The organism is Sporosarcina koreensis (genome assembly GCF_001531445.1).
Lineage (GTDB): Bacteria > Bacillota > Bacilli > Bacillales_A > Planococcaceae > Sporosarcina > Sporosarcina koreensis_C.
Genome location: NZ_LQYA01000053.1, coordinates 59232 through 81421, shown reverse-complemented (window position 1 = coordinate 81421; position 22190 = coordinate 59232). Strand labels below are relative to the sequence as shown.

At 42.3% G+C, this 22190-nt stretch carries 24 protein-coding genes, 1 riboswitch and 1 other annotated feature; of the genes, 7 read left to right on the top strand and 17 right to left on the bottom strand.

Annotated elements, in window-relative coordinates; genetic code table 11:
- The first annotated feature begins 66 nt into the window (after nucleotides 1-66).
- Nucleotides 67-729, top strand: coding sequence for an HAD family hydrolase (locus AWV70_RS08895; RefSeq protein WP_060206261.1), 663 nt, complete (start codon nucleotides 67-69; stop codon nucleotides 727-729).
- Nucleotides 730-908: 179 nt separating this feature from the next.
- On the opposite strand, the gene AWV70_RS08890 is transcribed toward AWV70_RS08895, so the two are convergent.
- The 8 genes from AWV70_RS08890 to AWV70_RS08850 all read right to left on the bottom strand — a co-directional run bounded on the left by AWV70_RS08890 (nucleotide 909) and on the right by AWV70_RS08850 (nucleotide 5756).
- Nucleotides 909-1211 carry a hypothetical protein gene (locus AWV70_RS08890; RefSeq protein WP_060206259.1) on the bottom strand — a complete coding sequence of 101 codons (303 nt, stop codon included), beginning with the start codon at nucleotides 1209-1211 and terminating at the stop codon, nucleotides 909-911.
- A gap of 295 nt (nucleotides 1212-1506) precedes the next feature.
- Nucleotides 1507-1947 (bottom strand): histidine phosphatase family protein, encoded by a 441-nt coding sequence (locus AWV70_RS08885; protein WP_306464378.1) that lies wholly within the window; start codon nucleotides 1945-1947, stop codon nucleotides 1507-1509.
- A gap of 65 nt (nucleotides 1948-2012) precedes the next feature.
- Nucleotides 2013-2453 carry an NUDIX hydrolase gene (locus tag AWV70_RS08880; RefSeq protein ID WP_060206383.1) on the bottom strand — a complete coding sequence of 147 codons (441 nt, stop codon included), beginning with the start codon at nucleotides 2451-2453 and terminating at the stop codon, nucleotides 2013-2015.
- Nucleotides 2454-2577: 124 nt separating this feature from the next.
- Complete coding sequence (locus AWV70_RS08875; protein WP_060206256.1) at nucleotides 2578-3573, bottom strand: anti-sigma factor; 996 nt, start codon at nucleotides 3571-3573, stop codon at nucleotides 2578-2580.
- Between the two features lie 458 nt (nucleotides 3574-4031).
- Nucleotides 4032-4316: a hypothetical protein gene (locus AWV70_RS08865; protein ID WP_060206252.1), complete on the bottom strand. Its 285-nt coding sequence runs from the start codon at nucleotides 4314-4316 to the stop codon at nucleotides 4032-4034.
- Between the two features lie 60 nt (nucleotides 4317-4376).
- A complete protein-coding gene (locus AWV70_RS08860; RefSeq protein WP_060206250.1) occupies nucleotides 4377-4745 on the bottom strand; it encodes a tetratricopeptide repeat protein in 369 nt (122 codons plus the stop codon).
- Nucleotides 4746-4824: 79 nt separating this feature from the next.
- Nucleotides 4825-5196 (bottom strand): hypothetical protein, encoded by a 372-nt coding sequence (locus AWV70_RS08855; RefSeq protein ID WP_060206381.1) that lies wholly within the window; start codon nucleotides 5194-5196, stop codon nucleotides 4825-4827.
- A gap of 41 nt (nucleotides 5197-5237) precedes the next feature.
- Entirely contained in the window at nucleotides 5238-5756 is a 519-nt protein-coding gene (locus AWV70_RS08850) for a hypothetical protein (RefSeq protein WP_060206249.1), read from the bottom strand.
- 348 nt (nucleotides 5757-6104) lie between these two features.
- Here AWV70_RS08850 and AWV70_RS08845 point away from each other — a divergent pair, with 348 nt between their 5' ends.
- Complete coding sequence (locus AWV70_RS08845; protein ID WP_060206247.1) at nucleotides 6105-8711, top strand: cation-translocating P-type ATPase; 2607 nt, start codon at nucleotides 6105-6107, stop codon at nucleotides 8709-8711.
- 57 nt (nucleotides 8712-8768) lie between these two features.
- Here the strand turns inward: AWV70_RS08845 and AWV70_RS08840 are convergent, their stop codons facing one another.
- From AWV70_RS08840 to AWV70_RS08815, 6 genes are all read right to left on the bottom strand, one after another.
- The gene (locus AWV70_RS08840) at nucleotides 8769-9083 is read right to left on the bottom strand and encodes a DMT family transporter (RefSeq protein ID WP_060206244.1); all 315 of its coding nucleotides are present in this window, start codon (nucleotides 9081-9083) and stop codon (nucleotides 8769-8771) included.
- A complete protein-coding gene (locus AWV70_RS08835) occupies nucleotides 9083-9424 on the bottom strand; it encodes a DMT family transporter (protein ID WP_060206242.1) in 342 nt (113 codons plus the stop codon). Before AWV70_RS08835 ends, AWV70_RS08840 begins: the two co-directional genes overlap by 1 nt.
- Nucleotides 9425-9525: 101 nt before the next feature.
- Nucleotides 9526-10095: a TetR family transcriptional regulator gene (locus AWV70_RS08830; RefSeq protein ID WP_414714825.1), complete on the bottom strand. Its 570-nt coding sequence runs from the start codon at nucleotides 10093-10095 to the stop codon at nucleotides 9526-9528.
- Nucleotides 10096-10372: 277 nt separating this feature from the next.
- Nucleotides 10373-11086 carry a YetF domain-containing protein gene (locus tag AWV70_RS08825; RefSeq protein WP_235588591.1) on the bottom strand — a complete coding sequence of 238 codons (714 nt, stop codon included), beginning with the start codon at nucleotides 11084-11086 and terminating at the stop codon, nucleotides 10373-10375.
- Nucleotides 11087-11192: 106 nt separating this feature from the next.
- Nucleotides 11193-12101 carry a homoserine O-acetyltransferase MetA gene (gene metA, locus AWV70_RS08820; RefSeq protein WP_060206238.1) on the bottom strand — a complete coding sequence of 303 codons (909 nt, stop codon included), beginning with the start codon at nucleotides 12099-12101 and terminating at the stop codon, nucleotides 11193-11195.
- Between the two features lie 198 nt (nucleotides 12102-12299).
- Nucleotides 12300-12407, bottom strand: a riboswitch (SAM riboswitch).
- Between the two features lie 55 nt (nucleotides 12408-12462).
- Nucleotides 12463-13320 carry a YitT family protein gene (locus AWV70_RS08815; RefSeq protein ID WP_060206236.1) on the bottom strand — a complete coding sequence of 286 codons (858 nt, stop codon included), beginning with the start codon at nucleotides 13318-13320 and terminating at the stop codon, nucleotides 12463-12465.
- A 197-nt stretch (nucleotides 13321-13517) separates the two neighbouring features.
- Here AWV70_RS08815 and AWV70_RS08810 point away from each other — a divergent pair, with 197 nt between their 5' ends.
- Nucleotides 13518-13796 carry an AbrB/MazE/SpoVT family DNA-binding domain-containing protein gene (locus AWV70_RS08810; protein WP_060206234.1) on the top strand — a complete coding sequence of 93 codons (279 nt, stop codon included), beginning with the start codon at nucleotides 13518-13520 and terminating at the stop codon, nucleotides 13794-13796.
- Between the two features lie 92 nt (nucleotides 13797-13888).
- Nucleotides 13889-14611 (top strand): glycerophosphodiester phosphodiesterase, encoded by a 723-nt coding sequence (locus AWV70_RS08805; RefSeq protein WP_060206232.1) that lies wholly within the window; start codon nucleotides 13889-13891, stop codon nucleotides 14609-14611.
- 48 nt (nucleotides 14612-14659) lie between these two features.
- On the opposite strand, the gene AWV70_RS08800 is transcribed toward AWV70_RS08805, so the two are convergent.
- A complete protein-coding gene (locus AWV70_RS08800) occupies nucleotides 14660-14977 on the bottom strand; it encodes a thioredoxin family protein (protein WP_060206230.1) in 318 nt (105 codons plus the stop codon).
- Nucleotides 14978-15130: 153 nt separating this feature from the next.
- Between AWV70_RS08800 and AWV70_RS08795 the strand changes: the two genes are divergently transcribed.
- Entirely contained in the window at nucleotides 15131-16105 is a 975-nt protein-coding gene (locus AWV70_RS08795; protein ID WP_414714826.1) for a M23 family metallopeptidase, read from the top strand.
- A gap of 32 nt (nucleotides 16106-16137) precedes the next feature.
- Here AWV70_RS08795 and AWV70_RS08790 read toward each other — a convergent pair whose 3' ends face one another.
- Nucleotides 16138-18183, bottom strand: a complete 2046-nt coding sequence (locus AWV70_RS08790; protein ID WP_060206228.1) for a prolyl oligopeptidase family serine peptidase — start codon at nucleotides 18181-18183, stop codon at nucleotides 16138-16140.
- A 98-nt stretch (nucleotides 18184-18281) separates the two neighbouring features.
- Nucleotides 18282-18794 (bottom strand): DUF3231 family protein, encoded by a 513-nt coding sequence (locus AWV70_RS08785; protein ID WP_060206226.1) that lies wholly within the window; start codon nucleotides 18792-18794, stop codon nucleotides 18282-18284.
- Between the two features lie 342 nt (nucleotides 18795-19136).
- Nucleotides 19137-19371 (top strand) — a binding site (T-box leader).
- Between the two features lie 63 nt (nucleotides 19372-19434).
- On the opposite strand from AWV70_RS08785, the gene AWV70_RS08780 reads away from it, so the two are divergent.
- Nucleotides 19435-20595 (top strand): pyridoxal-phosphate-dependent aminotransferase family protein, encoded by a 1161-nt coding sequence (locus AWV70_RS08780; RefSeq protein ID WP_060206224.1) that lies wholly within the window; start codon nucleotides 19435-19437, stop codon nucleotides 20593-20595.
- Nucleotides 20595-22181 carry a phosphoglycerate dehydrogenase gene (gene serA, locus AWV70_RS08775; RefSeq protein WP_060206222.1) on the top strand — a complete coding sequence of 529 codons (1587 nt, stop codon included), beginning with the start codon at nucleotides 20595-20597 and terminating at the stop codon, nucleotides 22179-22181. The genes AWV70_RS08780 and serA overlap by 1 nt, the downstream gene beginning before the upstream one ends.
- The last annotated feature ends 9 nt before the right edge of the window (nucleotides 22182-22190 follow it).

Sequence of the window (22190 nt, the reverse complement as noted above, 5' to 3'; positions counted from 1 at the left end):
CCCTTTCATTTCAAACGCTGTATCATCAATACTAAATGCATTTGTATAATTAGGGGGATTTATTCAATGAAAGTTGCGATATTCGATTTTGACGGTACTTTATATGCGAAAGAGACTTTTCAATTATTAATGGACCATCTGAAGCATCACCCGACACACAGCTCGAAGTATAAAGACTTCTTTCGTAGGATTCTCCCACTTTACATAGGTTACAAATTGAAAATCGTTCCGGAAGCGAAAATGAAAGAACAATCGATGCAAATTTACGCAAACGCCTTACGTACTTTATCTAAAGCGGAGTATAAGCACTATTTTAATGAAATGAAGGAAGACATGCGGCAAGCTTTTAATGAAGAAGTCGTGAAAAAGGTCCGACAGCATCAAAGCGAAGGCATGCATGTCATGCTCGTATCCGGTGCGTATACGCCATTATTGTATGCCGTGACGGAAGGTATTGAATTCGATACGATCATCGGAACCGACATACCATTTACTGCAGAAGACGCGTTTGATAGCGAAACGGAAATTTATCATATTAATGGAAAGCGCAAAACCGAAATGATTATGGAGATATTCGAAGGACAGCAAGTTGACTGGGAACATAGCTTTGCATACGGAGACAGCTATTCCGACCTTCCCGTACTTGAACTTGTAGGAAACCCGGTTGCTGTAAGACCTGAGGACCGGTTGCTGAGGGTTGCTGAGGAGAGGAATTGGACGGTCATGTAAGTTTCAAAAAAAAGGAGGGACTGACTGGTAAGACCGAAAATCTACCAGAACAGTCCCTTTTCGTATTGTTGTTCATTAATGGTTACTTGTAACCATGTTAACTCATTTGAACCGCCTGATGTTGCTCAGTTACCGCCTGATGCTCACCAGTAAATCCGATTCAATTGCTTAATCTAACGTCAATTTTCACCTGTAAATATTATAAAAGCACCAATCACAATCACAAAGATAAATGCCAGTAAAGCAAGACCGAAAACAGACTGTTTGAAGAAAATACTAAAGATAACGATAGGAGTACTAATCATTGCTGCTATGGAAGTGAATTTCAAATAACGGACCATATTTGGAGAAACTTCAGGTTCCTCTTTGAACTGCCACCGCTTACCAAACAAAAAACTATCTTCGGGACAATTATAGGTCCAGATAAAGAATGCATACAACGGAATCATAAGAATTACTGTCAAGATCATCTCAGCTACCATATTGTTCCCCTTAGAAATAATGTTGTTCCCATATACTTAGTTTCCCAACTAATCATCTATACGAATAACAAATCAAATCGTTTCACAATAAGCCCCTGTATTAATGAAGTTTTATCCTGCCCTTTAATGTTAAAGGGTTATGAGCTGCAAAATCACATATCTACCAAATGTTTCGTACAATTGTATAATGTGCAGTCCCATTTTCCATTGGTATTATGTAAGATCGTTAAGGAGGAATTATCTATGTATGTCGATTGGAACATTGCGGGTAGTAACTGTTGTAAGGTCAAACCGATTAATGCCCGTGACTTACTATTAATATCCGCTTATCATTATATGTATGGACTATTTCTTCAAGAAATTCAACTCCTCTTTTCCCCACCACTTCAAAACTTTCCATCCCCAGATCTATTTCGCGCCAATTGCTTCCCCATTTTTCCTGTCGTATCTTTTCTGTAGTACCTTCAATTTCCCCACAGTCTATCTCTCTAATTCTTTTGTCATAATGACTAATTGATAATTTTATTCTACTCCCGATGATTTGCGCAGTTTCTATAGCTCTTGATAAATCACTGGAAATCATTACATCCCATTTACCTTCATCTAGTAGTCTATTGCCAACATTAACAGCTTGCTTTCTACCCAAATTATTTAACGGAATGTCTGATGTGCCTTGTGCTTTACCAAGATTATTCCAATCAGTAACTCCATGTCTAATCAGTCCTATAGTAGCCAATCCACATATCCTCCTTAACCGGCGCCTTCGCTATACTACAATGACGCCAGTTAGTTAAATAAGATTTAAATAGTATGAAAAACGTTCCCACGGAGAACATATGGAACAATGGTTTCATTATTTGATATCTCTTTCTCCATAATTGGAATATAGGCATGTTTTTTTGCCGTTACCGCATCCATCCATGTAATCTCTTCAATTTCTTCTGGAAGAGATATACTTATTTCACCATCGATTATTCTGCCTTTAAAAGTGAAAAGTACTGCATGATGCCGCCGCTCTTCAAAAAAAGCCTCACTTACAGCCACGATTCCCTCTAGTTCAACGTTTAACCCCGTTTCTTCTTTAACCTCACGGATAGCAGCATCTTCTAAAGTTTCTCCGCTTTCGACCGCCCCTCCAGGAAGTGTATAGTAAGAGGAGTGACTTCCTTTGTTTTTTACCATTAAAATATTTTCTCCATCGTTATCATATAAAAGCACATAAGCAACATCCACTCGTTTCAGCATTACTCCTTCCCCCTTAGTTTATTAGTGATAATGTCAAATTCATCCTTCAAAGGAGCGAGATTCTATATCGTTGAGCAGTTTCGGAAATCCAGGATTGTTCCTCATCACCTTTGCAATTCTTTCAATTCGACTGCCAATTCCACAACTCCACTTCCCCTAGTTGCTCCCCTTGGATAAATGAAGCATCCTGCAACTTCAATAATTCTTTTACAGGTCCTGTTACAACAGCTCCATATACAGTAAATCCGTTTTCCTTTAGATACTGGTATTTTTGCTCGAAATGGCCAAGCCCTAAGAATTGCTCATAATAACTCGAGGACTTAGTTAAAAGCTCTTCCATGTTCTTCAGCATTAATTGTTCACTTTCACGAAGAGTATCCTGAGTTAATCGGGTGATTACTGACGACTCATGAAAGTACTCATTCCGATCATTTCCACCTGACAGACCAAAGTGAGGAACCATGAGTGATTTATTGCTGCTACTACTCCAATAAGGTTCGTAATTTACAAACTCACTCGTATATAAAGGCATCCATAGTACGTGTAGATCATATTTATCCAGCAAATCGATTAATTGCTTAGATTCCATAAAACTGTTTGTGGAAAAAGCCATCTCCCCTACCGTGCCTTCAGGAAGCATTGATAAGGTATCCCAAACATTCGGCCAGGCATTTCCATCTAACTTTTTACCGTTACGCGGATCGATCGGCAATGAAAAAGAGAATTCATTTAATTGCTGCTTTCCGGGATGGGAAAAAGAAATAAATGAAGGATTTTTCAGACGCTTCGTCACGTTTGCTTCGCCTATGACTTTGTCGTCATTGCCCACCTTCTTGATCAAGTTATAGGATAATTTTTTTGTTCCGAACATCGTCATCTCTTCTTCTTCAAAGTTAAAATCCCCTCGGACATTCGGTATAGTCCACTCGATTGCAAGTTTCGAGTAATAGGCATGTTCATTCGCTACATTCAGTTTCTGGTCAATAAAATTAATTGAAAATACATACACACAATAGAGTAAAAACACGATCAGCATGATACGGAGAATCCGGTAGGTTAGCGTAAACCGGGATTTCCTAAGTATCCGTTTCTTCAACTCCTTATTCGATTCTGTCATTCTGCCACCCTTTCTTTTCGGCGAGACGCACCTTACTAGGCAACCTCTTTTTGAGAAGCCCTACGAAAGATAACCGTCAATGCAAAGAATAAAAGCGGCACAAAACCTAAGAAAGATATGGGTGGATTGCCACTTAAGAAATACATGGAAATCGGAAGACTCGCAATACAAGAAACTAACATGGCTTTCCATGAGCATTTGATCACTGCATAGAAAAGAGAAAGGAATAACAACATGATCGAAAATCCAAACGTTATTGTGATTATGATGGCAATGAAATCCACTACTCCCCCTCCCTAGTCATCTCGCCCATTTATGTTCTTGAGTAACTCTATTATTTCCTCATTTTGCTTAGTTACCTTTTTCAGATGGTTTTCTATAGTAAAAAGAGTAATGATAACGATAATTATACCTCCTATAAGCAGCACTTAAATCCCTCCTCATTTCTCAACAAAGAATTACGACCACCGAGAAAACACTTCAATTTCATAATGTTCTAAGTCATCCTTAGTCAAGTTAGCCTTTAGGTATTTTTCAACTTCAGGGATATCATTTTTATCGTATACATCAATCGATATCACAGGATCTGTCGCACCAATTTGCGTGCTTTGCACATCGAATTTATCAAACAAAGAGCTTACAATATGCTCTGTACTATATGGCTCTTGCGCATACCGAAATACTACTGACATTACAATTATGCTCGCAAAAATCAGAGCGCCCAACCTACTTTTTACATCCATTTTTCTCTCCTCCATCATTTGTAATTACAATGAACCCGTCTATAGCTTTCGTAAAGATGGTCAAAATTCATCAAGCATTCTATTTACCTCATTTACTCCCACATGGTCATCGCCATCTGTAAACGCTTGAATAGATTGTTCAAACTTACGTTTCGCCTTCTCAAACTCACCTGTGGCTTTATAAATCTCTCCAAGCCCGCGCAAAGAACATCCAAGTGCAATCAGATCGGTTGATCGCGCTTCATCGAATTTTTTCAGTTCACTTTTAACATATCCCATCCAATGCAGCGCAGCTTTGTATTTAGTAGAACTTGTATCAATTCGTTTGAGGCATTCCTGATATAATTCTTCCGCTTCAATAAGTTGATTACTTTCAAATAGTTCAAATGCCCGATTCAGCTTATCATCAATAACTTTTTCTCTATTCACGACCAGCCCTCCTTATTCCCATCATTTCGGCTATGATGTAAATAGATTTATCACTACGGTAGTCGAGCAAAGTCTCATTTTATAGTTCTGAAAAGAACACTCTAATTTCGTCGGGTAATTCTTCTATTGCAAGAACTTTTAACTTTTCACTTCCGGGAGATGTCATTATTACATATGACTTTGCATTGTACTCGAAAAGCGTGAATTGCCCTACTCTGTTAGCAGTATGATCTTGAATATATTGAAAATCCTCTTCTGTAAAATTGACCTCATAACCGTCCAAGAATAGCTCATGTACTTCATCGATGTTGTCTGCAAATTTTATAGCTTGATACAATTCAAGAGAATTTTTGGGTGTAAAAAAATATTCATAATACAAACCTCCACCTAGTATTAATGCTGCAACTAAGAAAATAGTGATGTCTCTTAGCTTCTTTTTGCCTCTGAACATCGCGTCACTCCCCCATTCTTCTCTCGGTTCTCTCCTTTTCATTAAGGATGTAATTCACCTATTGTCTCGAAAATTCTTGCGTACATTTCTTGAATATGTTCATCAGTCTTTTCATCATTATACAAACCATAACTCCAATGCCGCACCTCTTCCGGCATTGTAAGAACACCAACAGCATAACCAACGCCAGGAGCCCACTCCCAAGTTTTGTCGAATTCCACATCTTTCACAGTAAAAGGTATTGTATTAGACGCTCCAATAAAGAAAAATGGAATTGTAGAACGTAAGTAAACTTCTGCATATTGGCTTTCAGAAGCCTCTAACAGATTACTTTCCCTAATAATAACTGCATCATAATCTTCATCATCCTTCATTTCTGTAAACGTTATTTCTACAAACTCTACTTGCTCCTCTTTAACTTCAGGGGCTTCTCCAACCACTGCTATTTTCAAAGATTTCCCTTGATACAAATCGAAAACTGAACTTGGTGCACATGCGGATAGTGCAGTTAATAGAAATATCATCAAACATAAGTATCGCTTTCCTATTTTTCTATTCATTAGCCAACCTCCTCAAGATTATGACCGATTGAATATAATCATTAGTTACAGTTCATCATCTTTCCCTTTTGAAAATACAAAAAATTATCCACCTTCCCCGATTGTATAATATTGCCATAGAACTTGCTAGTTACTTTAAACTTTTACTTCCTCCGCCCCCTTAAGCAATCCGCCCGTTTGAATGCACATGAAAGACTGTCATACAGGGATGGAATAAAGAATAAGATTACTAGCATATGGTAGAGCGGAAGAAGCGCATAAGACACATTTCCCTTTAGGAAATGACTTCTATTGGACAAGTTAGCAGGTTCATTAGAAATATGTTTTATTAATCAAAGGGGGAACCAAATGTCAGTGTACTATCGACAAACTGCAGATGAGGTTATGAAGTTATTGGACGTGACGTCAACAGGCTTGGATGATTACGAAGTCCAAACAAGACAAGCCTTGCATGGCTTTAATGAATTAACGGAAGGAAAAAGGACAAGTATTTTTGCTGTATTCTTAAGCCAGTTCACTGATTTGTTAGTCGTTATTTTACTCATTGCCGCTCTCATTTCTTTTTTGTTGGGTGAAGTCGAAAGCACGGTTGTCATCCTGCTTGTTGTTCTGTTAAACGCTATTCTTGGAACTGTTCAACACGCGAAAGCGGAGCAGTCTTTAGAGAACTTAAAAGCATTGTCCTCCCCTACCGCAAAAGTGATGAGGAACAATCAAATCACCGAGATTGCTTCTGAGGATATCGTTGTCGGAGATCTTCTTTATTTGGAGACCGGTGACTTTATAAGTGCCGATGGAAGAGTAATTGAAAGCCACAATATGCATTGTAATGAAAGTTCGCTAACAGGCGAATCAATAGCTGTAGCAAAGCGGAATGCGTCCCTCGACGAAGCGTATGAAATGATTGCCGATCAAAATAATATGGTATTTGCCGGCAGCTTCGTCACCAAAGGACGTGGCCTTGTCGCTGTGACAGCAATCGGAATGGAAACCGAAATCGGAAAAATAGCAAATATGCTGGAGACCGCAAAAGAGAAGAAAACCCCTTTGCAAGTAAGCTTGGATGACTTTGGAGAAAAGCTGGCCCTTGCAATTACAATGATTTGTGTTGTCATTTTCTCGATTGACCTGATGCGCGGGCGGGAATTGGTCGAATCTTTTATGTTTGCTGTTTCACTTGCCGTCGCAGCCATTCCGGAAGCATTGAGTTCCATTGTGACGATTGTGCTTGCCTTTGGAACCCGAAAAATGGCGAAGGAAAACGCGATTATCCGAAAACTATATGCTGTTGAAAGTCTGGGCAGTGTGTCTGTTATTTGTTCCGACAAAACAGGAACCTTGACCGAGAATAAAATGAAAGTTCAATATATGTATGTTGACCAAAAAGTCATTCCTCAAAATGAACTGCAAACAGACCAACCAATCGTGAAGAAGCTTCTCATCCAAGCTTTATTATGCAATGACGCCTTGAATCAAGGTGAAAAGGAGATTGGCGATGCTACAGAATTAGCTCTTGTTAAATTGGGGAGACAGCTACAGTTGGACGAAATGCTTGTCAGAAAGCACTATACGAGAGTTGCGGAACTTCCATTTGATTCCGAGAGAAAGCTTATGAGTACAGTGAATCAAATCGATGGACAAACAATCATGATTACAAAAGGAGCCGTAGATGTACTCCTTCCCAAAATCGTGAAACTTGATACGTCAAATGGGATTATGACTATGACGGACGGACACCGAAGAAAAATCGAAGAAGTCAATCAAGATTTTTCCCAGAACGGTTTACGGGTATTGGCCATTGCCTACAAGGTTATTGAAAGCAATCGTCCTATCAATACCGTCGATGAAAGAGGGTTGACGTTTGTTGGCTTAGCGGCAATGATGGACCCACCAAGAAATGAATCGAAGGCGGCTGTTGAAAGCTGTAGAAAAGCTGGAATTAAACCTATCATGATTACGGGGGATCATAAAATAACAGCAATGGCCATCGCCAAACAAATCGGGATTTTAGAAGATCCGTCCGAAGCAATTGAGGGACATGAAATCGAAAAGCTAACGGATAGGCAATTACAAGAACAAGTCCAAAACTATTCCGTCTTTGCCCGGGTTACACCTGAGCATAAAATCCGGATTGTAAACGCCTGGCAGGAAAAAGGACATGTCGTGGCCATGACGGGAGACGGCGTCAATGATGGACCAGCGTTGCGGAAAGCCGATATTGGTGTGGCAATGGGGATCACTGGAACAGAAGTCGCGAAAGATGCTTCCTCTATGGTGTTGACTGATGATAATTTTTCAACGATTGTCAAAGCGATTTCAAATGGAAGAAGCATTTACACGAACATTAAAAATGCCATTCTTTTTTTATTGTCGGGAAATGCAGGCGCCATTTTTGTCGTATTATATGCGACGATATTCGGGTTACCCGTTCCCTTTGCGCCGGTTCATCTTTTGTTTATCAATCTGCTAACCGACAGCCTACCTGCGATTGCAATCGGATTAGAACCGCATAACCCGAAAGCGATGAGGGACAAGCCAAGAAACATCCATACACAATTATTAACGAAAACGTTTACGGCTCGGATTGTTGTGGAAGGCCTCTTAATTGCCACCTCTACGATTATCGCTTTTCTTACAGGATTGGAGTCAGGTGATCCACTGACCGCTAGCACAATGGCATTTGCAACTTTATGTCTGGCTCGATTAGTGCATGGGTTCAATTCCAGATCGAAAGCATCCATCTTTTCAATCGGGGTGTTTTCAAATAAATATTCTTGGTTTGCATTTATCATCGGGTTCATTAGTTTACATGGTGTCCTGCTGCTCCCGTCATTATCGGGCATGTTTAAAGTAGCTGCACTAAGCAATACGCAATTTATGCTTATTTATTGTTTGGCGATCCTGCCGTTCCTCGTAATCCAGTGGTTTAAACTACTGTTTGTGAAAAACAAATGAACAAACGGAAAGCAGGGAAGCAACTTTTCTCACTAGTTGCTTCCCCGCTTTACTATTTCACGACAATGCTTTCAATCCAACAACGCCGATAACAATCAATAACAAACTGGCGATCCGCCCTTTGCTTCTTGATTCACCGAAAAATAGCATATTGATAAGTACTGCGCCAGCGGTACCTACACCAATCCAGACAGCATATGCTGTGCTTACTTGTAGATAGTTGAACGACATGTAAAGGAACGCGAATGCCCCTCCAAATCCACCGCCGAAGAGAATTATATTGATGAATGTCTTCTGTTCATTATATTTATTCAATCCGACAACACCGACAAGCTCGCTTACTGCGGCCACGAAAACAAATAACCAACCCATTACTCTACAAATCCTTTCTTTTCATCCGCGCCATCAGCAATCTTCAATCCGATGACCCCAACAACTAAAACAATGATGAAAAATACTTTACCAGCCCCGAGTGTTTCCTCGAATAGAAAAACGTCCATTAATGCCGTTCCTACCGTACCAACCGCTGCAAACACCGCATAAACAGTGCCTGTCGGGAGATTTTCACAAGCCTTCGCCAAATAATGAAAATCGATGAAGATGAAAAAGATGATTGGAATCCAATGCCACCATTCAGATGCGACATTAAAACCAAAAATCCATACCAATTCAAAAAAGCTTGTCAACGCTACATAGATCCATGACTTATTCAAATAAATTACTCCTAACTTGATGACTGACTATCATTCATTTTCATCCAATGACAAGCTGCCAAAGATTTAGTACTCTTACTGCTAGTGAAGAAGCGCCGCTTTTAAAGCGCAAGGGCATGCTTCAAAAAGTTCTTCACTTCATTTTTTTGTATGATCGCCTCGTCTTCCTTATCGGTGTCGTATAAATAAATTTGTTCCGCAGCCGATTCCACGAGGCCGATGACGAGCCGTGACGTTCGTTCGGGATTGACAGAATTCCGGATCACCCCTTCGTCGATTGCTTGCTGCAGACCATCACTCACCCATTTATAGAACGGGGCATATACCGTCTCCCAATTTTTAAGATGTTCGGTTGATGCCAAACCCGAATAAATCAGCGCTTGAATTTCATGGTATTCCTCATTCACCTCAAAAATCGCGTCGACGAGTTGCTCCATCCGTTTTGAAAATGGTGCATCATCCGATACTCTGTCGATGACCATCTCCAATGTTTTTGCGACCATGACTTCGGCAATCGCTGGCATGATTGATAATTTTGACGGAAAATATAAATAGAACGTACCTTGTGCGATTCCTGCCACTTTCACGATATCGGATATTTTCGTCTTTTCGATGCCTTGCTTGCGAAACACTTCGATAGCCGCTTTTATGATTCTTTCCTTTTTATCCAATTGCCAACCCCTCCACTGAATGACTGTCATTCATTATAGCATAAAATAGTCATTTAGTGAAATCCTCATATTGGGGGTTTCGTTTACATCGGATAAGTTCTCGTTCATGCATAAAGTGTTCTCGTTTCCCCTGATAAGTTCTTATTCCTACGCAAAGAGTTCTCGTTTCCCCTGACAAGCTCTCATTCCTACGCAAAGTGTTCTCGTTTTCCCCGGATAAGTTCTCGTTCTTCCTATATGAGGGGGCAGAAAAAATCTCTCCCCCTATATGAAGGTCCTACTTTTTCTCTGTACGCAAATCAATATGGAGATGGCCATCTGCAAGGATTTCAGCATAATACACTTGCTCCAATTTACCGACACCATTCTTTTTCAGTTGCTCATACACCCATTCTTCAGTCAGTTTGAGCTCGGTTAAGTTTTCCTTTATCAATTTTCCATCCGAAATGATTTCTGTCGGTATATACTTCGGCTCATTGCCAGGCGCCTTTACGTCTTTGCGCGTCGCTGCCTCCTGGGCCGCTTTTTTCATGACACTTAACTGCCCGTTTGTTTCAAGAATGGCATAGTTCACGTCTGTGACAGTAAAAATACTTTGCTCACGGAGCATCATATTCAAATCATTTAATGTTAGACGAGCTTTCTTCATTCCTTGTTCACTAATTTTCCCTCTGTGAATAATAATGGTTGGTTGATCATCAAATAATATTCTCGCTTTTTTAGACTTTACCGTTAACAAGTTCACCAATACGGTTAATATTGCCCACCAAATCATCGCAACAGCCCCATTTAAAAAAGGGGTTTCTGACTGAGCAGATATCTCGGCTGCGATGGAGCCGATTGTAATACCCGTCACATAATGGAAAAATGTCAGCTGTGAAATCTGTTTTTTCCCCATCAATCTGGCGAGTATCATAAGAATGATAAAAGCAAAAGTTGTTCGAAGAAGCATTTCCCAAAAATCCATATTTTCAATTGCATCTGATATCATCTCTTCACACCTCCACTAGAGCTAGTGTGTGACCGCACTATTAAAATATACGGCAAAAAAAAAGCAAAACAGGAATTGCTAAAATCCCTACTTTGCTTGTAAATGATCATTCCCACTCAAACGGTGTTTCCTGATAAACATAATAGTTCAGCCAGTTTGAGAACAAGAGATGCGTATGTGAGCGCCATGTGTTCAACGGCTGTTTACTTGGGTCATCGTCCGGGAAATAGTTTTCCGGCACATTAATATCGATCCCTTTTTTCAAGTCCCGTGCGTATTCCTCGCCGAGCGTGCATGCATCGTATTCCAAATGTCCAGTGACCATAATATGTTTGCCGTCTTTTGACAGGATGATGAATGCGCCAGCACCTTCTGAAACCGCCAATAATTGAAGGCGCGGCTCTTGTTCGATATCCTCGATTGAAACGGATGTATAACGTGAATGCGGCGCATTGAACTGATCATTGAAGCCGCGTGCCAATTCGACAGTCGGATCAGTCAATTGATGGCTGAAAACACCGGACAGTTTTTTCGGCAACTCGTATTTGTCGATGCCGTAATGATGGTAAAGCGCGGCTTGCGCTCCCCAGCAAATATGTAAAACGGAAGTTACATTTGTTTTCGACCAGTCCATGATTTGTTTCAATTCATCCCAATAGACAACGTCTTCGAACTCCAAATGCTCAATGGGCGCTCCAGTGATAATAAGTCCGTCGTAGCGCCGATTCTTCACATGCTCGAATGTCGTGTAAAAGGAATCCAAATGATTTTTACTTACATTTTTCGACTCATACGTCGCCGTGTTCAAAAATGAAACATTTACTTGCAATGGCGTATTGCCGAGCAGCCGAAGCAATTGAAGCTCGGTCCTTTCCTTTTCAGGCATTAAATTCAGGATGAGGATAGTTAGCGGACGTATATCTTGGGTAGTTGCCCGTCCTTCATCCATGACAAAAATCTTTTCCTCTTTCAACAGTTCGCGTGCCGGTAATTGTTCAGGTATATTGATCGGCATTCTTGCTCCCCCTTTTCTAATCAAAAGCGCAGGGCGCCTGCCTATAGGCGACAGGCATAAGGCGAAGATGCGACGTGGCGCTTTTTGCCACAAAGCAGCTTTGACTTATGACCCAAGCCTATGGCGCCCGAAGTCTAGATGTAACAAATAAAAACCCCGCTCCCAAAGATAGGAACGAGGATTTTCATCTGTTTTTCGTTCTTATCTCTCAAGACATAACATCTTGTTGGAGGTAGCACCTTCCTGCAATTGCAGAGGTTGCTGAAGCTTCATCGGGCCAATTCCCTCAGCTTCTCTTGATAAGAAATATTCAATTGTAACTATTATATCATTGTTATCCGAATTGTATACTGTTTTCTTGTCATCGATGAACTTTCGCTTTTGAAAAACCGAGTCCCAAAATTTCAGAGGCATTCAGGAAAATGACAAACGAAGATGGCTCTGCAGTCTGAAGCAGTTTCTTCAAATAGACCGCCTCAGATTGTTCCACCACGCAAAGAATCATTGTCTTTTCGTCGTCTGAATATCCCCCTGTTGACTTCACTTTCGTCAATCCACGGTCAATTTCATTTTGGATGACCGACTGAATCTTATCTGCATGGTCAGTAATTATTAGGACCAGCTTAGTCGGTGACGTTTGCAATTGGACGAAATCGATCACTTTGCTCGTCACATAAATTGACATAAGTGCGTATAATGCAAGTTCAAAATTGAAGACAAAAGCCGAAGTGACGACGACAATACCATCAACAATCAATTGGGAAAAGCCGCTCGATATTCCTGTGTATTTTTTTAGGAGTTGGGCAATTAAAGCCGTTCCGCCTGTGGACCCATTTCCCCTGTAAACGAGTCCCAGCCCGATTCCAAGCATGATGCCGCCATATATGGAGCTGAGAAACGGATTGTCAACGGGTAACTGAAGACCGCTTGTCAAATAGATGACGAAAGGGACAAAAAAAGTACCGACGAGCGTCTTTGCACTGAACTCCTTCCCTACGAGCAACAGCCCAAGTATGATAAGCGGGATATTGATAATCCATTGCACATATGCAGGATTATATCCGAATAATTCATAAAGGATCGTACTGACACCTGAAATGCCGCCAGCAGCGATACGCGCAGGCAAGAAAAATATATTGAAAGCAAGTCCGACCAAAGTCGCTCCTGCAATGATTTGAACATAGTCAAAAACGATGGGTCTCTTCTGGATGAATGACATAGTTAGTTCCCCTTTCTTAGCAGACTTACCTATTCTATCAGAAAAAATCGCGGACAGAAACGTTTTAAAGCCATGATAAGAGGAATACAGAGAATAGAAAACAAGAAGAAAGTATACTCACTTTTTTGTATTTTTCTAATTTAATAGTATAATAGTAGGTACATGTAACAATAAAACATAATGTTAGGGAGGATATTATGCGTAGTTTAGGTATCGTCAGAAAAGTCGACCATCTAGGAAGAATTGTCATCCCAAAGGAATTACGAAATACGTTAAAACTTGAAAAAGGGGCTCCGATGGAAATTTTCGTTGATGATGATATGATCATCCTGCGGAAGTATGTTGTAGATTCGGCATGTATCGTAACCGGCGAAATTACACCTGAAAATAAAAGACTTTCCAATGGCATGTATATAAGTCCTAAAGGAGCAGAAATCCTGAAAAAGGAAATTGAAGAACGAAAGACTTGGGAATGAGCATATTTCCATGCGAACGGGCAACGGTAAGAGAACCGTGGCCCTTTTGCTGAAAGCAATCTGTAGAGCCCATTGGAAATGGAGGAAGCTGAATGGATATTTTTGCACATAGAGGCGCATCAGGAAACTTTCCGGAGAACACAATCGCAGCATTCAAGGAAGCAGCCCGTCTTCCGGTTTTCGGTGTTGAATTCGATGTACATATGACAGCAGATGGCGAACTTGTCGTCATCCATGATGAATCGATTAACCGCACATCAGATGGGACAGGTTATGTGAAAGACTTGTCACTAGGGGAATTAATGAAACATGACTTTGGCAGCTGGTTTTCTTCAGACTTTCAAGGGGAGACGATACCGACACTTGTAGATGTCCTCGATGTTTTCGATTCGACTGAGCACAAGCTAAATATCGAGTTGAAATCAGATATTTTTCCGTATGAAGGAATGGTCGGGAGAGTGCTCGATGTAATTGCTGAAAGACAGCTGGAATCACGCGTCATCATTTCATCATTCGATCATAGCGCAATCCAGGCTGTAAAGCGGCTTAATCCTCAAATCGAGACAGCTGCCTTATTCATGGAAGTGCTTGTTCATCCGTTGGACTATATACACAGAATTCCTGCGGATGCTCTTCATATCCTCTTCCCTGCCGCAATCCGCCCGCCAATGGCCGAAGTAATTAATAGCGGCATGCCCGTTAGAACATTTACCGTCAATGATGAAAAATATGCAATGCTAGTAAAACAAGCAGGCGTACAAGCCATTTTCACCGACTACCCCGAAAAAATGAATGCTTTTTTACATTCCAGATAAAAAAAGAGATATCGCAATCCATTGCTAGGATGACGATATCTCTCATCATTATGCATTCAAACCGTTAATGAATGCCTCGATCTCTTCCTTTGTCTTACGGTCCTTGCTTACAAAACGGCCAACTTCTTCCCCACTATGGAACGCAATAAAGCTTGGAATTCCGAACACGTCCAACTGCTGGCAAACATCGATAAAATCATCACGATCCACATAAATGAAATTATACTCAGGATAATCCGCCTCAATAGCTGGCAAGAACGGCTCGATCACCCGGCAATCCGGGCACCAATCCGCTGAAAACATAAACATTGTCCGTTCCTCATTTTTCAATTGCTCAAACTGTTCGACCGATTGTAGTTTTTCCATTCGTCCTCTCCCCTTCTATTTTATCTCTTCTAAAGTATAACACCCAAAAACAAATCCATCCTATAACGATGCATGGAGAGCTAAAAACAAAACTCATGAAATCGACCGTTCGGGGAATTCTAATCTTTCAACAAAGGAGGTTTCCCCTTGCGTATCCATTATATGATTGCATCGATTTGTGCAATGATCTGTCTTTGTCTGACGCTCAATATCGTCTCCGCTTCTGACCAAATGACCGAAAAGGAGATGATGGAGGAGCGGATGGGTCTTTATTTGCAATTCGCAAATGAATTGGTTCCTTGGTATCATCTTGCTGCAATTGATCAATATGAACGGAATATCCAGCAAGTGCGCAACGATCTTCCAAAAGTCGACGGGCCCATTTCCATCCAATTTCCCGTTGAGCACTGGTTCGGCGTATTGAATCCAGAGCCAACCGATACCTCCGCGAACACGATCGCAATTTTCGGTGGTTCCGGAACCGACGGCAATGGAGACGGGATCGCGGACCGATCCGACCCAACCGATGTACTGTTGACGATGTATTCCCATTTAGCCATGTACGGACCTGACGAACATGAATTTAAAGCGGCATTATGGCACTATTATAAACGGGAGGCTACAGTCAATCAGATCATAACGATTGCCAAGCTGTACAAGCATTTCGAAACGGTTGCGCTCGATAAGCATGTGTTTCCGATTCCGAAAGGACACCACTATACGTATCGCAGCACATGGGGTTCCAGCCGCGGATGGGGCGGTCGCCGAATCCATGAAGGAACGGATGTTTTTGCGGGCTACGGCGTTCCAGTAGTCGCCACTTCCTACGGCGTCATTGAAGTGATGGGGTGGAACGAATATGGAGGATGGCGCGTCGGTATTCGCGACAACCATAACACCTATCATTACTTTGCCCATTTGGCTTATTTTGATAAAGGCATCAAAGAGGGAGATATTGTGGAACCCGGCACACTTCTCGGCTTTGTCGGCAGCTCTGGATATGGGAAAGAAGGGACTTCAGGGAAATTCCCTCCTCATCTCCATTATGGATTGTATAAGTATAACGGCCGGACGGAATGGGCTTTTGATCCATTCCCTGCACTTCGGAACTGGGAACGACAAAAATAGAGGCTGTCTCGACGCTGAGACAGCCTTCCTTCTTAGATTTGAACACCTAATGTTTTGCAGAGGAAAGAATAGACATCCGTTTGCTCTTCGATAATTTTGACAGTCGGCTTACCGAGACCGTGTCCCGCATTCTTTTCCACGCGTAGCAAGATCGGATGTTCACCTGCATATGCTGTCTGCAAAGTTGCGGCAAATTTCATCGCATGCGCAGGCACGACCCGATCATCCGTATCAGCCGTCGTGATCAAAGTCGCAGGATAATCAACGCCTTCCTTTACATTATGGAGCGGCGAATACTTGATCATGAAACCGAAATCATCGGCGTTTTTTTCGGCATTTCCATAATCCGTCACCCAATAGCGACCGACCGTAAATTTATGATAACGCAGCATGTCCACTACAGGAACTTGGCAAACGGCCGCTCCAAATAAATCCGGACGTTGCGTAATGCTTGCCGCCACGAGCAATCCTCCGTTGCTGCCGCCCATGATTGCAAGCTTTTCCTTCTTCGTATATCCTTCTGCAATCAGCCATTCGCCAGCAGCTGCAAAATCATCGAAAACATTCTGTTTGCGCTCCAACGTTCCCGCCTTGTACCACTCTTCCCCGAATTCACCGCCGCCTCTCAAGTTGGCAACCACATAGACGCCGCCTTCTTCGATCCACATGCGCACTGCTGGCGAGAAGGATGGTGTCAAACTGACATTGAACCCTCCGTATCCATAAAGAAGGACCGGATTTTCTCCATTTTTGATCAAGCCTTTTTTATGGGTCAGGAACATTGGAATTTTTGTCCCGTCTTTCGATGAATAAAAGATTTGGGATGTCTCAAATTCTTCCGTGCTGATTTTATCCTCATCCTGAAACATGCCAGTAAGCTCACCGTTTCCAAAGTCATAAGCCGCAATAGCACTTGGCGCCAAATAAGATGTGTAGCCGATGAACATCCAGGATTCTTCTTTCTTACCTGTCAAACCGGTCAATGAAATGTATCCAGGCAACTCCACGTCCTTCTCATGCTTGCCATCCAACCCGAAAATCTTCAGTTCATTATGGGCATTATGCAAATAGCAGACAACAAGTCGACTGTTGATGATTTTCCCGAATGATAATACATCGTCTTTTTCCGGAATGATTTCGATCCAGTCTTCCTTTGAAGATTTATCGAGATCGACTGAAATGATTTTTTCACGTGGTGCATCGACATTTGTGAGGAAATAGAAAGTGCGTCCTTCATTTCCGATGAAAGAGTACTCACCATCCCCTTTATCGAACAGGTGGACAAATTCTCCGCCTTCTTCAAGGTCTTTATAATAGATCCGGCTTTTATTTTCTGTACCCTTCCAAACATTCAGAATCAGATAACGGTAATCATCCGACATTATCGGATTGAAGGAGAATTCCTTGTTTTCTGCGTCCTCGTAGACGAGCACATCTTCCTCTTGGGAAGTTCCCGCTTCATGCCAATACACTTTATTGTAAAAGCTTTGCTCCTCAGGAGAAACAGTTGATGGATCAGGAAAACGGTTATAGTAGAAGCCTGTCCCTTCTTCATTCCAAGCAATGCCGGAGAATTTGCAGAATCGGATCAGATCGGCTTCGTCCTTGCCAGTTTCCAAATTCCTCACTTTAATTTCCTGCCAGTCGCTTCCGTTGAGTGAAATCCCATACGCGAGTCTTTTGCCGTCGTTTGTAAATGAAAGATTTGTAATGGCTGCAGTACCTTCTTCATTCATCGTATTGGGATCTAATACAATTTCCAATTCCCCGGAATCCAAATCTTTTGTACGGTAGAAGACAGCTTGGTTTTGGAGTCCATCGTTTTTATGAAAATAAAAATGATCCCCTTCCTTCCGAGGCACTGTATACTTCGGAAAGTTCCATGCTTCTGTCAATTTCCCTTTCACTTTTTCCCGATCAGGAAACGTTGCTAGAAATTCTTGCGTCTGTTTGTTTTGTACATCAACCCATTGCTGTACTTCTAGGTCTTCCGGATTTTCCAGCCATCTGTATGGGTCGCGAATTTCAGTTCCATGAAAATTTTCTACGACATCTTCTTTTCTAGTGAATAACACCATCACATATCCCCCTTTTCTATCTTACAATTGACATTTTACCATATTGTTCAGAAAAGTAAGCATAAGAAAAGCAGCTGATCATCGTCAGCTGCATCTTTTTATTTTTTCGAGGAGGGCTCAACTTGCATTGGAGGGGGGATGATCCAACCTTTTTCCTTGTTCAAACGTAGTAATTTCGCGCCAAACAGTAACCGTTCCGCATGAAATTTACTGAACATCATCGCGATGTCTTCTCTGATGCATTGACCGATAACCTGACTGCATGATACAAGTCCTTGACCGACGTTAATGGATACTGCTCCACTGATTTCAGGATCCATGAATCGTGCGCCAGCCGGAATATCTTCCGCTTTAGCAACTGCCCTCTCAGGCAATGATGGAGGAGGTGTCACACCGTTCTCTTTTAACACTTTCTCGACTTCCTTATTTTCGTTCTTCATCATGTCTACCGCTTCTTTTAGCAATCCGATCAGTTCCTTGTCGCCAGCATGATTGATGAAAGCCTCATATCCGCTGATCAATCCTTTGTTTGCACCTGCAAACGCCCAACATCCAATCACTTCGCCATAATGCAACGGCTCGTCCTTTGGGTTTCCATTTAAAATGCCCAAGTCTTCTCCCTCTTTCCTTAAACTTTTCCATTATGATAATGGAACTACAATTATGATGTGTAGACTGCAGTTTTTAATACATCCAATTAGTAATTACTAATTTGAATTGACATTTGATAAATGTCTGATATGATACATAACAATATTATTTTTAGTGAAGACTGAAGTTCTTACCACAAATCAAATGGCGAACATTTTTAAATAAAACTTTAAATTAGTTCGTTTTTCGGTCCGAATTATACTTGTCGATAATTGTTTTTCTTCATTTTTATAAAAATAAACGAATTACTGGTTGACATCTTGAAACACCGTGTTATGATTGTGACTAATTAAATAACTCGATGAATGATTTGGATGGAGACAGGCTTTGCGGATCGGAATCTTTAGAGAGCTGATGGTTGGTGGGAATCAGCGTTTCTGACGCAGGGCAGCACTCCTGAATCGGTGCACTGAAATTTCATTTCTAGTTTGTTCAGTAGGTTCACCCGGCACATGCCCGTTATGCATGCAATGAAGGCTGTCGTCATGACAGCGAAAAAGGGTGGCACCGCGTAGCTAATAGCTTTTCGCCCCTTGCATATAGTTGCAAGGGACGGAAGGCTTTTTTCTATTTCTTTTATCTAACCAAGGAGGAGATTTCATGTTGCAAGATCAGCAATACTTACGAATTCCAGGACCGACTCCCATTCCGCCAAGCGTTCAACGGGCGATGGCCCAACCGATGATCGGCCACCGCGGGAATGAGACGTCCGAATTGCTCCGCTCCATCAAACCACGTCTACAAAAAGTGTTTGGGACAAAGCAGGATGTCATGATTGTTACAGGAAGTGGAACCTCAGGCTTGGAAGCGGCTGTTGTCAATGCCGTGAAACCGCTTGACGAGGTGCTCGTCATTGTCACCGGCGCATTTGGTGCTCGTTTTGTTGCCATTTGTGAAGCGTATGGAATCTGCGTACACACATATGATGTCGAATGGGGGGAGGCTTTTGATCCCCAAGAAATTAAGAAGCATCTTCGCAACCACCCAAAGGTCAGCGCCGTTTTTGCCACATATTGTGAAACGTCGACTGGTGTCATGAATCCAATTCAAGAACTGGCTTCCGCGGTGGATGAAGTGTCCGACGCCCTTATTATCGTCGATGGCGTTTCCTGTGTCGGCGGCGTGGAGACGAGAATGGATGATTGGGGCATCGACATTATGGTGACAGGCTCTCAAAAAGCGTTTATGCTGCCTGCAGGATTAATGTTCATCGCTGCAAGTGAGCGGGCCTGGAATGTTATTCATTCCAACCCAAACCGAGGTTTCTATTTGGATTTGTCGAAATACAAAGGTGATCTGGCAAAGGATACGACTCCTTTCACCCCTGCCCTTTCCATACTTTTCGGGCTCGATCAAGCGCTTGATATGATGGAAAAGGAAGGACTGGAAAATGTATATGGACGCCACACGCTCATGAAAGAGATGACGCGAGCGGCTTTCCGGGCACTCGATATTCCTTTATTGACGAATGATGAAGATGCATCTGACACAGTCACCGCCGTCCAACCGGATGATTTTGATGCAGAGGCGTTGCGAAAAGTGATTCAGAAGGAATTCAAACTATCCGTTGCAGGTGGTCAAGGCCGTTTGAAAGGGGACATTTTCCGTATCGGGCATATGGGCTACTGCTCTCCTGCCGATGTTTTGCATACGCTTAGTATGATCGAAATTGGGTTGATTAAATCCGGCAAGGAAATTGAGCTTGGCAAAGGAGTCGCGGCAGCACAGCGAATCTATTTGGAAAAAGGGGAGAAAAATTGATGACGTATCATATATTGGTTGCTGATCCGTTAAGCGAAGACGGCATCTATCCGCTCAGGCATGCGGATGGGTTGGAAATTACATTCGCCACTGACTTGCCAAAAGAGGCGTTGCTTGAGAAGATTAAGGATTTTAATGCTTTGCTCGTCCGCAGCCAGACACAAGTGACACGTGAAGTGATTGAAGCCGCTAGCAATTTAAAGATTATCGGACGTGCGGGTGTCGGAGTCGATAATATCGATTTGGACGCCGCCACGGAACACGGTATCATCGTCGTCAATGCGCCTGACGGCAATACGAATTCGGCGGCAGAGCATACAATTGCGATGCTGACTGCACTAGCAAGGAAAATCCCGCAAGCGTTCAACTCATTGAAAAGTGGCAATTGGGACCGCAAATCATTCATTGGAGTTGAGTTGAAGAACAAGACGCTCGGTGTCATCGGTCTTGGACGAATTGGTGCGGAAGTCGCTGCGCGGGCAAAAGGCCAACGAATGAATGTCATTGCATATGATCCCTTTTTGACAGAGGAAAAAGCGCAAAAAATGGGGATCGGGTTCGGAACTGTGGATGATGTATTGAAAGCTGCTGATTTCATCACAATCCATACTCCTTTATTGAAGGAGACGCGGCATTTACTTAATGAAGAGGCATTCAAAAAAATGAAAAACGGCGTGCAGATCATCAACTGTGCAAGAGGAGGAATCATTGACGAAGATGCGCTCTACGGGGCAATCGTGTCAGGAAAAGTCGCTGGGGCAGCTCTTGACGTTTTTGAAACAGAACCATTTGTCGATCATCCGCTGCTCACCTTGCCAGAAGTGATTGCGACGCCGCATCTAGGGGCCAGCACAGTGGAAGCGCAGGAAAGCGTGGCGGTCGATGTCAGTTTGGACGTCGTGAATTTCTTTAAAGGGGAAGCAGTACGAAATCCAGTCAACCTTCCTTCCGTATCGAAAGAAGTGATGACGAAAATAGCACCTTTCTTCGACTTGGCCGAAAAGCTCGGGACATTCCTTTCTCGAATGACTGATGAAGCAATCGAAGAAGTGAACATCAAATATGCCGGCGAGCTCGCCAATTATGACGTACGTGCTTTAACCCGCAATACTGTGAAAGGCATTTTGAAACGCAATCTTGGCAATCATGTCAATGACGTCAATGCGAAGTTTTTGGCCGAGCGGTTCGACATTAAAGTGAATGAACATAAAACAACGACTAGCAAAGGCTTTCTCCATTTGATCACAGCGGAAATCGTAACGGCAAAGTCTACCCATCGCGTAGCGGGCACTTTGCTAAACGGTCTAGGAGCGCGCATCGTGAAAGTCGATGATTATGTTGTCGATATCGTACCGGAAGGTCATCTGCTGTTCATCAAGCATAAAGACCAGCCGGGAGCAATCGGGCGCGTCGGAACATTGTTGGCACAGAAGAATATCAATATCGCGACGATGCAAGTAGGCCGATCGACAGTCGGCGGCGACGCCATCATGATGCTCACAATCGATAATCGGGTGGAGCAGGAAGAAATTGAGGATTTGACAGAGCTTGCGGATATTTATGAAGTGAAGGCGATTGATCTTTGATGTGAGATT